This window comes from Micromonospora sp. U21, assembly GCF_018070045.1.
In the GTDB taxonomy this organism is placed as follows: Bacteria; Actinomycetota; Actinomycetes; order Mycobacteriales; family Micromonosporaceae; genus Micromonospora.
The window spans coordinates 95298-107349 of the sequence record NZ_JAGPYK010000013.1; the positions used below are offsets into that span (position 1 = coordinate 95298).

The window sequence follows — 12052 nt, forward strand, 5'->3', positions numbered from 1 at the left end:
TCACCGCCGACCCTCCCGCCCGCTGGCGGCGGCCCGCCACGCCCGCCCGGATCGGGTCGGAGTGCCGGGGTGACAATGACGGGATGACCTCTGTCGCCATCGTGACCGGAGCCTCCAGCGGGATCGGCGCGGCCACCGCCCGCCGGCTCGCCGCCGAGGGTTTCCACGTGCTCGCCGCCGCCCGCCGCGCCGACCGGCTCGCCGGTCTGGTCGCCGAGATCGCCGCCGCCGGCGGGCAGGCCACCGCGGTGACCTGCGACGTCACCTCGGACGAGTCGGTGGCCGGGCTGGTCGAGGCCGCCACGCGGGCGCCGGGGCCGGTCACCCTGCTGGTCAACAACGCCGGCGGCGCGCGCGGACTGGACCCGGTGGAGTCCGGTTCGATCGACGACTGGCAGTGGATGTACGACGTCAACGTGCTCGGCACGCTGCGGGTGACCCAGGCGCTGCTGCCGGCGCTGGAGGCGTCCGGTGCGGGCACGATCGTGGTGGTCTCCTCCACCGCCGGCCTGACCGTCTACGAGGGCGGGGGCGGCTACACCGCCGCGAAGCACGCGCAGACCGCGATCGCCGGCACGCTCCGGCTGGAGCTGTGCGGGCGACCGCTGCGGGTGATCGAGATCGATCCGGGCATGGTGAAGACCGACGAGTTCGGGCTGATCCGCTTCGACGGCGACGCGGATCGGGCCGCCGCCGTCTACGCCGGCGTGCCCGGGCCGCTGGTCGCCGAGGACGTGGCGGACTGCATCGCCTGGTGCGCCACCCGCCCTGAGCACGTCAACGTGGACCGGCTGGTGGTCCGGCCCCGGGCGCAGGCCGCCCAGCACAAGGTGCACCGGGTCGGGCAGTGAAGCGGGAGGAGTGAGCCAGTTTTGCGAGCCCCGCGGTCGCGAACCGAGGGCCACAGTGAAGCGGGAGGAGTGAGCGGGGCGGCGCGACGTCGGCCGCTCGGCGTGGTCACCCGGGGCACGACCAACCCGAACCGACTCCGCCGGGTGGACAACTGGATCGTCTCCACCTGTGCCGACCGGCTACGGACGGCGGCCGTTCCGCTGGTGGTCGACCTCGGCTACGGCGCCACCCCGGTGACCGCGGTGGAGCTGCGGGCCCGGCTGGCCGCCGGGGTCCGCCGGGACGTACGGCTGGTCGGGCTGGAGATCGCCCCGGAGCGGGTGGCAGCCGCGACCCCGGCCGCCGACCCACCCGGGCTGACCTTCGCCCGGGGCGGATTCGAGCTGGCCGGGCTCCAGCCGGTGCTGGTCCGCGCGTTCAACGTGCTGCGCCAGTACGACGAGCGCGAGGTGCCGGACGCCTGGCGGACGATGACCGCCGCCCTCGCCCCCGGCGGGGCGCTCATCGAGGGCACCTGCGACGAGCTGGGCCGCCTCGCCGGCTGGCTGCTGATCGACGCGGACGGGCCCCGGACGCTGACCCTGGCCGCGAAACTCACCACCCTGGGCAGCCCCGCCGAGCTGGCCGAGCGGCTACCCAAGGCGCTGATCCACCGCAACGTCCCCGGCGAGCCGGTGCACGAGCTGATCCGGGCGCTGGAGGGCGCCTGGCAGGCCGCCGCTCCGTACGCCACCTTCGGCCCCCGTCAACGCTGGCTACGCGCCGTGACCCAGCTCAGGGACACCGGCTGGCCTGTCCTCGACCGCCCGCACCGCTGGCGCCACGGCGAACTGACCCTGCCCTGGCTTAGCGTCGCCCCCCGCCCCTGACCGGGCCGGGCCGGGGTCAGAGGGCGCAGTTGATGAGCACGGGTTCGGGGTGGAGGGTCACGCCGAAGCGGGTGTGCACGGTGTCGCGGATGTCGCCAGCGAGGGTGAGCAGGTCCGCCGTACTGGCTGTGCCGCTGCGGTTGGTGAGGGCCAGGGTGTGCTTGCCGGAGATCGCCACGCCGTCCGGGCCGGGGTGGCCCTTGGTGAAACCGGCCTTGTCGATCAGCCAGGCCGCGCTCACCTTGACCGTGTCGTCGTGGCCGGGCCAGGCCGGCGGCTCGCCCAGCTCGGCGGCGCGCTCCCGGAGCAGCTCGTATTCCGCCCGGTCGAGCACGGGGTTGGTGAAGAAGGAGCCGACCGAGCGCGTGTCCGGGTCGGTGGCGTCGAGCACCATGCCCTTCCCGGCGCGCAGCCGCAGCACCGCCGCTCGGGCAGCGGCCAGCGACACCTGCTCGCCCACCTCGACACCGAGCGCCCGAGCCAGTTCGGCGTAGCGCACCGGGCCGGAAAGCGGGGATCGGGCGAGCCGGAAGTCGACGGAGAGCACCACCATCCGGTCCCGGTACTTGAAGATGCTGCCCCGGTAGGCGAACCCGCAGTCGGCGGCGGGGATGAACTGGCGGGTGTCCTCGGCCCGGTCGTACACCTCGACGCCGGTGATGGTCTCGGCGACCTCCTGGCCGTACGCGCCGACGTTCTGGATCGGGGTGGCACCGGTCGAGCCGGGAATGCCGGACAGGCACTCCAGCCCGGCCCAGCCGTTGGCCACCGTCGCGGCGACGAGGTCGTCCCACGGCTCGCCGGCCTCGACCCGTACCGTGACCGAATCAACGTCCTCGGCGACGATCCGCAGGCCGCGGGAGCGCACCAGGACGACCGTTCCGGGGAAGCCGGCGTCGCCGATCACCACATTGCTGCCGCCCGCCAGGATCAGGAGCGGGTCGTCCGCGGCCCGAATGGCCCGGACGATCTCGTCGGCACTGCCCGCGGCCACGATCCGCCCGGCCGGCCCACCCATCCGCAGCGTGGTGTAGCTGGCCAGTGGACCAGGGATGGCACGATCGGCTTCGGTTGTCGGCTGGGCGTAGGCGTCTGACACGTCTTTCACCTTAGGCTGAGGGGCAGCCGTGGCACCCACTGGTGGCCCGGCACCCCCGGGAGGATGGCGATGAGCAGACTGCAGGGCAGCAAGGATTTCTGGATCGGTGCGCTCCGGACGGAGGGCCCGGCCTTCGCCTCGGCGGTGGCCGAAGCGCCGCCGGAGACGCCGGTGTTGTCCTGTCCGGGCTGGACGGTCAACGATCTCACTCTGCACCTCGCCGGCATCTACCACTGGGTTTCTTCGTTTGTCGGCTCCGGCCTGACCACCGCGCCGGCCGGCCGGGAACGGTTCGAGGCGGACCCGGGCCGGAGCCCCCTCCAGCTCTGGCAGCAGGGGTACGACCAGCTGATGACCCTATTCGACGGGCTCGACGCGGAGGCCCCGGCGTGGAACTGGGCCCCGCAGCCGAAGAAGGCGGGTTTCTGGCCGCGCCGGATGGCGCACGAGACGGCGGTGCACCGCTGGGACGCCCAGCTCGCCATCGCCGCCGGTGAGCCGGTGGAGGCGAAGCTCGCCGCCGACGGGGTGAGCGAGGTGCTGGACACCTGGCTGCCCGCCGGCCGTCGACGGGGCCCGGGCGAGTGGCACGGGGTGGTGCAGCTCTCCGCGACCGACGCGGCGCAGGAGTGGTATCTGCGGCTGCGCGGCGAGGGCGTGGCGCTGCTCGACACGGCGACGATCTTCGACCACGACGACCACCACGCGCGGGCACAGGTCAGCGGCAGCGCGAGCGACCTGCTGCTGGCGCTCTGGGGCCGGGTCAGCTTCGAGACGCTGGACGTCACCGGCGACCGCAACCTGCTGGACGGCCTGCGCACCCACTGACCACCACCCGGCCTTCCCGGGACGACACGACCGAGGGCGTCACCCCAGGGGTGGCGCCCTCGGTCGTGTCGGCGTCTCACATCGCGATCGGATATCGACGAGAGAGCGCTCTCTTGACAGCGCGGGGACGGCCCACCACCCTGTCGTGAGAGCGCTCTCTTGGCCATCCGCCACCACCCGACCACCTTGAGAGGGGTCCGAATCCCATGGCTGTCTTCCCGCGCCGCCGCCTCGCCGCGGTGGCCCTCGCCGCCGCCACCGCCCTGCTCGTCACCGCCGGCTGCGGTGGCGGCGACGAGGCGGACGGGGACGGGCCGGTCACGCTGACCGTCGACGTCTTCGGCCAGTTCGGCTACGAGCAGCTCTACCAGGAGTACATGGCCGCGCACCCCGACGTGAAGATCGTCGAGCGCGGCACCGGCACCAACCTCGACGAGTACTCACCGAAGCTGACCCAGTGGCTCGCCGCCGGCCGAGGCGCCGGCGACGTGGTGGCCATCGAGGAAGGCCTGATGGTCGAGTACAAGGCGAACCCCGGCAACTTCGTCAACCTGCTGGATCACGGCGCCGCCGACCTCAAGGGCAACTTCCTCGAATGGAAGTGGAACGCCGGGCTGACCGCCGACGGCAAGCAGCTGATCGGCCTCGGCACCGACGTCGGCGGCATCGCCATCTGCTACCGCAAGGACCTCTTCGCCAAGGCCGGCCTGCCCACCGAACGGGACGCGGTCTCCCAGCTCTGGCCCACCTGGCAGGACTACATCGCCACCGGTGAACGGTTCGTCGCGGCCAAGACCGGGGCGTCCTTCCTCGACGCGGCGACCAACACCTTCAACACCATCCTGCTGCAGACCGCCGGCAACACGAGCGGCTACAGCTACTACGACACCAGCGGCAACCTGGTCGTCGACAGCAACCCGGCCGTACGGCAGGCCTGGGACACCACCATGGACATCATCGACTCGGGCCTCTCCGGAAAGTACGGCTCCTGGTCCGAGGAGTGGGTCTCCGCCTTCAAGCAGTCGAAGTTCGCCACCATCGCCTGCCCCGCCTGGATGACCGGGGTCATCGAGGGCAACGCCGGCCCGGCCGCCAAGGGCAAGTGGGACATCGCCAAGGTGCCCGGCAACGGCGGCAACTGGGGTGGATCGCACCTCGCCGTACCCAAGCAGAGCAAGCACCAGGCCGAGGCGATCGAGCTGGCCAAGTTCCTGACCAGCGCCAAGGGCCAGATCGGCGCGTTCAAGGCCAAGGGTCCGCTGCCCTCCTCGCCGCAGGCGCTCGACGATGTGGCTATCACCGGAGCCACCAACGCGTACTTCTCGGGGGCCCCGGTCGGCGCCATCTTCGGCACCGGGGCGAAGAGCCTGAAGCCGGTCTACATGGGCCCAAAGAACCAGGCCGTCCGCACCGAGGTGGAGAACGCCGTACGAACGGTGGAGCTAGGCCAGCGCAACCCCGAGCAGGGCTGGACCGACGCGGTGACCAACGCGAAGAAGGCCGCCGCCAAGTAGCCCCTTCCCTCTCCCCGCCGATCTAGGGCGAATCGCCGTGCTCAGAGATCGACTGACCACGACATGCCCTAGATCGGCGCGGGAGGGGAGGGCGGGAAGGAGTCCTCGCGCATGACCGTCCAGCTCGACGCCCGACCGCCGGTCGTACCGACGACCGGTGGCCACCGCCGATTTTCGGGTCGGCTCAGCCGGCTTGACACCCGGCTCTCGCCGTACCTCTACATCGCCCCGTTCTTCGTGCTCTTCGCGGTCTTCGGGGTCTACCCGCTGGTGTACACCTTCTGGGTCTCGCTGCACGACTGGGATCTGCTGGGCACCGACCACCCGTTCGTCGGCGCGGAGAACTACACCCGGCTGCTGGCCGACGTCGACTTCTGGCACGCGGTGGTCAACACGCTGGGCATCTTCGTCATCTCCACCGTCCCGCAGCTGCTCGCCGCGCTCTGGCTGGCCAACCTGCTCAACCGGGGGCTGCGGGCGCGCACCGGCTGGCGGATGGCGGTGCTCGTCCCGAACGTGACCTCCACGGCCGCCGTCGCGATCGTGTTCGGGGTGCTCTTCGGTCGCGAGTTCGGCATGGTCAACTGGCTGCTCGACCTGGTCGGGCTGGACGCGGTCCAGTGGAAGTCCGACCGGGTCGCCTCCTGGGTGGCCATCTCGGCCATGGTCGACTGGCGGTGGACCGGCTACAACGCGCTGATCCTTCTGGCCGCGATGCAGGCCATCCCCCGCGACCTGTACGAGTCGGCGGCGATCGACGGCGCCAACCGGGTCCGGCAGTTCTGGTCGATCACCGTGCCGCTGCTCAAGCCGACGATCATCTTCTGCGTCATCATCGCCACCATCGGCGGGTTGCAGCTGTTCACCGAGCCCAGGCTGTTCCACTCCGGCACCAACCCGATCCGGGGCGGACCGCTCCGCGAATCACAGACAGTGACCATGTACATGTTCGAGAACGCCTTCGCCCCGCACTACAACTTCGGGTACGGCTCGGCGGTGGCCTGGCTGCTCTTCGCGCTCATCGCCATCGTCGCGGCCGTCAACGTCCTGGTCCTGCGTCGGCTGGGCGGCGGACCGGACGCCAGGAAGGGAGCGGCCCGATGAGCCGGCTCTGGCGGGCCAGCCCGCTCACCTACCTGGCCCTGGTGGTCGCCGCCGGGATGTCGATCTTCCCGATCTGGTGGATGTTCGTGGTGGCCAGCCGCTCCAGCGACGCGATGGGTCAGCTGCCGCCGCCGATCACCCCCGGCGGCAACCTGGGTGCCAACATCTCGCGACTGTTCGACAACACCGACGCGTACTTCCTGACCGGTCTGATCAACTCGACGATCGTGGCCGGCACGGTGACCGTCTCCGTGGTGTTCTTCGCCAGCCTGGCCGGCTTCGCCTTCGCGAAGCTGCGGTTCCGCGGCCGCAACGCCCTGCTGCTCGTGGTCATCGCGACCATGATGGTGCCGACGCAGCTCGGTGTGATCCCGCTGTACATGCTGATGACCCGACTGCAGTGGAACGACCGGCTGCCAGCGGTGATCGTGCCGGCGCTGGTCACCGGGTTCGGGGTGTTCATGATGCGGCAGTACGCCGGCCAGGCGGTCAGCGACGAGCTGATCGAGGCCGCCCGGATGGACGGCTGCGGCACCGCCCGGGTCTTCTGGCACGTGGTGGTGCCCGCGCTGCGCCCGGCCGCCGCCGTGCTCGGCCTGCTCACGTTCATGACCACCTGGAACGACTTCCTGTGGCCGTACGCTGTACTGAACGACCCGGCGAACCCGACCGTGCAGCTCTCCCTGCGGGCGCTGTCGGACGGGTACTACCAGGACATGTCGCAGGTGTTCACCGGGACGGCCATCGCGACGCTGCCCCTGCTGCTGGTCTTCGTGCTGTTCGGCCGGCAGATCATCGGCGGGATCATGGAAGGTGCGGTCAAGGCGTGAGCGAGCGGAGCGAGCGAACCAGCAGGCACAGCAGCGAGGCGCTCGCGCCGCCGCCAAGCGGCGGCGCGGGTGAACTCCGGTTTCCCGAGCACTTCCTCTGGGGAGCGGCCACCGCCGCGTACCAGATCGAGGGCGCGGCCCGCGACGACGGACGCGGCCCGTCCATCTGGGACACCTTCAGCCGGACGCCGGGCAAGGTGTACCAGGGCCACACCGGCGACGTGGCCTGCGACCACTACCACCGGTACCCCGACGACGTGGCGCTGATGGCCGAGCTGGGGCTGCGGGCGTACCGGTTCTCGGTCGCCTGGCCGCGGATCCAGCCGGACGGCACGGGCCCGGCCAACCCGCGCGGGCTGGACTTCTACGACCGGCTCACCGACACGCTGCTCGACCGGGGCATCGACCCGATCGTCACCCTCTACCACTGGGACCTGCCGCAGGCGTTGGGCGACCGGGGCGGCTGGACCAACCGGGAGACCGCCGAGCACTTCGCCACGTACGCCACGGCGGTGTACGCCCGGTTGGGCGACCGGGTGGACGTCTGGACCACGCTCAACGAGCCCTGGTGCTCGGCGTACCTCGGCTACGGCAACGGGGTGCACGCCCCGGGCGAGCAGGACCCGGCGGCGGCCTTCACCGCCGTACACCACCTGCTTCTCGGGCACGGCCTGGCGGCGCGGGCGCTGCGCGCGGCCGGCGCGCGCAACGTGGGCATCACCCTCAACCCCGCCGACGTGCGGCCGGCCGATCCGCAGAGCGCGGCCGACGCGGCCGCGGTCCGCCTGGTCGACGGCCTGCACAACCGGATCTTCCTCGACCCGCTGCTGGCCGGCGGCTACCCGGACGACGTGCGGGAACACGTGGCGCGCATCGTCGAGCCGACGTTCATCCGGGACGGCGACGAGAAGCTGATCGCCGCCCCGATCGACCTGCTCGGGATCAACTACTACTCCCCCAGTTACGTCGCCGGCCGGCCCGACGGTGCCGGCAACGGCGCGTACCCGGGCACCGAGGGCGCCGTGCAGTTCCTGCCAGCGGCCGGGCCGCTCACCGACATGGGTTGGATGATCGAGCCGGCCGGGCTGACCCGGCTACTGGAGCGGATCGCGACCGACTACCCCGGCGTGCCGCTGCTGATCACCGAGAACGGCGCGGCGTTCCCCGACAAGCCGGGTGCGGACTCGCCCGACGGGCCGGGGCAGGTGATCGACACCGACCGGATCGCCTACCTCGACGGACACCTGCGGGCCGCGCACGAGGCGATCTCCCGGGGCGTGGACCTGCGCGGCTATCTCGTATGGTCGTTCCTGGACAACTTCGAGTGGGCGGAGGGCTACCGCAAGCGGTTCGGGATCGTGCACGTCGACTACCTGACCCAGCGGCGCACACCGAAGGCCAGCGCCCGGTGGTACCAGGAGGTGATCTCCCGGAACGGGCTGTGACGAGCGGGGGGAAGTCGCGATGACGACGGCGCAACGGCCGACGCTCGAGGCGGTGGCGGCGCGGGCCGGGGTGTCCCGGGCCACCGTTTCCCGCGTGGTCAACGGCTCCACCACCGTCGCCCAGCCGATCCGCGAGGCGGTCAACCGGGCGGTCGCCGAGCTGGGGTACGTGCCCAACCTGGCCGCCCGCAGCCTGGTCACCCAACGCACCGACTCGATCGCCCTGGTCATGCCGGAGGCGGCCACCCGGGTCTTCTCCGACGACCAGGTCTTCCCCGGCATCATCCGTGGGGTCAGCCAGGAGCTGGAGGCGGCCGACAAGCAGCTGGTGCTGATGCTGGCCGGCTCACCGGCCGGGCACCACCGGGTCGAGCGGTTCACCACCGGACGGCACGTCGACGGGGTGCTCTTCGCCTCGCTGCACGGCGCCGACCCGCTGCCCGGCACCCTCGCCCGGCTCGGCATCCCGGTCGTGTGCAGCGGTCGGCCACTCGGAGACGTGCCCGTGCCGTACGTCGACGTCGACCACGTCGGCGGGGTGACCGCGGCCGTCCAGCACCTGATAGACAGCGGTCGCCGGCGGATCGCAACCATCGCGGGGCCGCAGGACATGGTGGCCGGGATCGAACGGCTCACCGGCTACCGGACCACGATGGCCGCCGCGGGGATGCCCGAGCTGGTCGCGATCGGGGACTTCACCCGGGAGTCCGGGGCGGCGGCGATGCACCGGCTGCTCACCGAGCATCCCGACCTGGACGCGGTCTTCGCCGCCTCCGACCTGATGGCGCACGCCGCCCTGCGAACCCTGCGCGAGGCCGGCCGGCGGGTGCCGGAGGACGTCGCGGTGGTCGGCTTCGACGACATCGAGACCGCCGCCTACACCGAGCCGCCGCTGACCACCGTCCGGCAGCCGATCGTGGAGATCGGCCGGCGGATGACCCGGCAGCTGCTCCGGCTGGCCGCCGGCGAGACCATCGAGCCGGCGGTCATGCTCCCCACCGAGCTGATCCTGCGCGACTCGGCCTGACCCGTCACGCCGGCGCCGCGCCGCACCGCACCCCGCTGGCAAGATCCGCGCAACATCAGGGAAAGAGTGCCCTCACGGTGCCCGGAGGCCACTCTTTCCCTGATGTTGCTGCCTGCCGCGGTTAATGCGTCGCCCCGGCACCCGATCCCCGTTAGCGTCGCCGACATGCCGGATCCCGTCGCGCTGCTGCACGTTCCCGCCCTCTCCGATGTCGCCGAGTACGCGTACGCGGCCACCGTCGACCCGCCCGCCCGGCTGGTGTTCACCGCCGGCGCGTGCCCGCTCGACGCGGAGGGACGTACCGTTGCGCCGGGCGACCACGCGGCGCAGGCCCGGCAGGTGATGACGAACCTGGAGACCGCACTCGGGGCCGCCGGCGCCCGGCTGACCGACGTGGTCAAGACGACGGTGTACGTGGCGTCGTCCGAGCAGGCCGATCTCGTGAAGGCCTGGGAGGTGGTCCGGGACTCCTTCGGCGACCACGACCCGCCCAGCACCCTGCTCGGGGTGGCCGTGCTCGGATACACCGACCAGCTCGTCGAGGTCGAGGCCGTCGCCGCCGTACGGATGGCGGCTTGACATGCGGATCCGTGTGGCGCAGCCCGACGACGCCCCGGCCGTGGTGGCGTTGCGGGCGATGGTCTACCCGTACCTGGTGCGCGGGGTCGAGTCGACCCGGAAGATGATCGCCGAACCGCCACCGGAGGAGGGCTGGACCGCCTTCGTGGCCGAGGTGGACGCCCGGGTGGTCGGCTGGGTGTCAGCGCAGTGCGCGGGTTGGACCTCCACGCCGGACTTCGGCGACATCTCACTGCTGCACGTGCATCCGGAGCACCGCCGACGCGGAATCGGCACTGCGCTGCTGACGGCCGCGACCGACCATCTCACCCCGCTGGGGGTTCGCCGGGTACGCGCCTGGGCGCAGCCGGACGCGCTGCCGTTCGCCCGTCGGCACGGCTTCGAGCCCAGCCGCGAGCTGCGCTACTCCGCGCTCGACCTGGATCCGGCGCCCGTGCTGCCCGACCCACCGCCGGGCGTACGACTGCGCCCGATCGCCGAGCTGGACCCGCACCTGCTACACGAGGCGGACGCCGCCTCGGCCGTCGACGAGCCCGGCGACGTGCCGGTCGACACGATCAGCTACGAGAGCTGGCAGTACGACGTCTGGGACAACCTGGGCCTGGACAAGACGGCGAGCACCGCCGCCGAGGTCGACGGGGAGATCGCCGCGTTCAGCCTGGTAAAGCGGGACGGGGACCGGATGTGGTCGGACTACACCGGCACCGTCCCCGCATACCGGGGTCGGGGGCTGGCCGGGCTGGTCAAGACGGCGGCGCTGCACTGGGCCGCCGCCGGCGGCGTCCGCGTCGCGTACACCTCGAACGACGAGGCGAACGGGCCGATGCTGGCGATCAACACCAAGCTGGGCTACCGGCCGGTCGCGGCCCAGTGGTCCTGCCTGGCCGAACTGACCTGAGCGGCGTCAGCCGACGCGGGGAAGGACCCAGACGAGGAACCGTTCGACGTACGCCACCGGGTCGGGTGTGAGGCCGAGCTTCACCGCGTCGGCGAACGCCTCGTCGAGGAGCATCGTCAGCATCAGCACCATGCCGGCCCGGTCGCCTCTCCAACGGGAGAGCAGCGACAGCCGTGCCGGGGAGCACGGCCACGGGGCGCCGCACCGGGTGCAGCGCCAGTGCGGTGCGCCGGGATGATGCGGGGGTACGCCGCGACTCACGCCCCCGCCCTCACCGGTGTGCGTCCGACGGGCCGACGGGTGGCCGACTGTGCCGTGTTCGTCGGGGCCGGGGTCAGTACCCGGACTCCCTCACGCAGCAGGAACAGCTCCCGCTTCGCCAGCGCCATTCCGTTCCGGCCCAGCTCATAGCCTTCGACCCAGACCCATCCGTGGTACGTGTGCCGGTCGGCCAACTCGCGGATGACCCGGATCATCAACGGGCGCACGAACTGCGGACTGGCGGCACGGGTCAACCTGATCACGTCGCCGGCCCTCAACGCCCCGATCACCGCGACACCCAGCGGTGCGCGGGGACGAGTTTCCCGGCGAGGCGACCCGGCGCCACGGAAGGGCGGGATGAAGGCCCTGTCCGACCCGGGACAACAGCCCGAGCCGACGGTGTCGGTGCCGGGCGCGTCGACTTCGGCTCCGGTGGCACTGGTTTCGGTCGCTCCTCGGACATCTCTCCCCCTCCTGTCGGCTGGGAGGGGCCGCCCGTCCCCTTTTACCCGGTGCGACCCCGCGGCTAGCACCACCACCGGGCATGCCTCCACCAGCGGCGCCACCCCATCGGACGGTCGCAGGGAGTAGCAGACGTCTGCACCGTCCGGATGCAACCATCAAGGGACGTCTAGGAAAGGTCCCCTACGATGTCGCGGAACGACGCCCTTAGACACGCCCTCCGATCGGCAGGGCTGACCGTTGCTGAACTTGCCGAGAAATGCGATGTGGACGCGAAGACGGTT

At 71.7% G+C, this 12052-nt stretch carries 13 protein-coding genes; 10 read left to right on the forward strand and 3 right to left on the reverse strand.

Translation table 11 applies throughout. The features are described 5' to 3' along the window. Positions 1 to 83: 83 nt before the first annotated feature. On the forward strand, positions 84 to 851 hold the full coding sequence (locus KBX63_RS18710) for an SDR family oxidoreductase (RefSeq protein WP_210912515.1): 768 nt from the start codon (positions 84 to 86) through the stop codon (positions 849 to 851). Positions 852 to 920: 69 nt separating this feature from the next. Then, positions 921 to 1721: a class I SAM-dependent methyltransferase gene (locus KBX63_RS18715; RefSeq protein WP_210912516.1), complete on the forward strand. Its 801-nt coding sequence runs from the start codon at positions 921 to 923 to the stop codon at positions 1719 to 1721. A 16-nt stretch (positions 1722 to 1737) separates the two neighbouring features. Here the strand turns inward: KBX63_RS18715 and KBX63_RS18720 are convergent, their stop codons facing one another. Then, positions 1738 to 2820, reverse strand: a complete 1083-nt coding sequence (locus KBX63_RS18720) for a UDP-N-acetylmuramate dehydrogenase (protein ID WP_210912517.1) — start codon at positions 2818 to 2820, stop codon at positions 1738 to 1740. Between the two features lie 69 nt (positions 2821 to 2889). On the opposite strand from KBX63_RS18720, the gene KBX63_RS18725 reads away from it, so the two are divergent. From KBX63_RS18725 to KBX63_RS18760, 8 genes are all read left to right on the forward strand, one after another. Beyond that, positions 2890 to 3648: a maleylpyruvate isomerase family mycothiol-dependent enzyme gene (locus KBX63_RS18725; RefSeq protein ID WP_210912518.1), complete on the forward strand. Its 759-nt coding sequence runs from the start codon at positions 2890 to 2892 to the stop codon at positions 3646 to 3648. Positions 3649 to 3854: 206 nt separating this feature from the next. After that, positions 3855 to 5162, forward strand: coding sequence for an ABC transporter substrate-binding protein (locus tag KBX63_RS18730; RefSeq protein WP_210912519.1), 1308 nt, complete (start codon positions 3855 to 3857; stop codon positions 5160 to 5162). Positions 5163 to 5273: 111 nt separating this feature from the next. Then, positions 5274 to 6266, forward strand: a complete 993-nt coding sequence (locus KBX63_RS18735; protein ID WP_210912520.1) for a carbohydrate ABC transporter permease — start codon at positions 5274 to 5276, stop codon at positions 6264 to 6266. Beyond that, positions 6263 to 7096 carry a carbohydrate ABC transporter permease gene (locus KBX63_RS18740; RefSeq protein WP_210912521.1) on the forward strand — a complete coding sequence of 278 codons (834 nt, stop codon included), beginning with the start codon at positions 6263 to 6265 and terminating at the stop codon, positions 7094 to 7096. The genes KBX63_RS18735 and KBX63_RS18740 overlap by 4 nt, the downstream gene beginning before the upstream one ends. After that, positions 7093 to 8541, forward strand: a complete 1449-nt coding sequence (locus KBX63_RS18745) for a GH1 family beta-glucosidase (RefSeq protein WP_307871758.1) — start codon at positions 7093 to 7095, stop codon at positions 8539 to 8541. Before KBX63_RS18740 ends, KBX63_RS18745 begins: the two co-directional genes overlap by 4 nt. A 19-nt stretch (positions 8542 to 8560) precedes the next feature. Next, the gene (locus KBX63_RS18750; protein ID WP_210912522.1) at positions 8561 to 9568 is read left to right on the forward strand and encodes a LacI family DNA-binding transcriptional regulator; all 1008 of its coding nucleotides are present in this window, start codon (positions 8561 to 8563) and stop codon (positions 9566 to 9568) included. A gap of 165 nt (positions 9569 to 9733) precedes the next feature. After that, positions 9734 to 10147 (forward strand): RidA family protein, encoded by a 414-nt coding sequence (locus KBX63_RS18755; RefSeq protein WP_210912523.1) that lies wholly within the window; start codon positions 9734 to 9736, stop codon positions 10145 to 10147. A 1-nt stretch (position 10148) separates the two neighbouring features. Continuing rightward, the gene (locus tag KBX63_RS18760) at positions 10149 to 11045 is read left to right on the forward strand and encodes a GNAT family N-acetyltransferase (RefSeq protein ID WP_210912524.1); all 897 of its coding nucleotides are present in this window, start codon (positions 10149 to 10151) and stop codon (positions 11043 to 11045) included. A gap of 6 nt (positions 11046 to 11051) precedes the next feature. Here the strand turns inward: KBX63_RS18760 and KBX63_RS36005 are convergent, their stop codons facing one another. Beyond that, positions 11052 to 11177, reverse strand: a complete 126-nt coding sequence (locus tag KBX63_RS36005) for a hypothetical protein (protein ID WP_256443116.1) — start codon at positions 11175 to 11177, stop codon at positions 11052 to 11054. Between the two features lie 125 nt (positions 11178 to 11302). Continuing rightward, on the reverse strand, positions 11303 to 11596 hold the full coding sequence (locus KBX63_RS18765; protein ID WP_307871759.1) for a hypothetical protein: 294 nt from the start codon (positions 11594 to 11596) through the stop codon (positions 11303 to 11305). Positions 11597 to 12052: the final 456 nt, after the last annotated feature.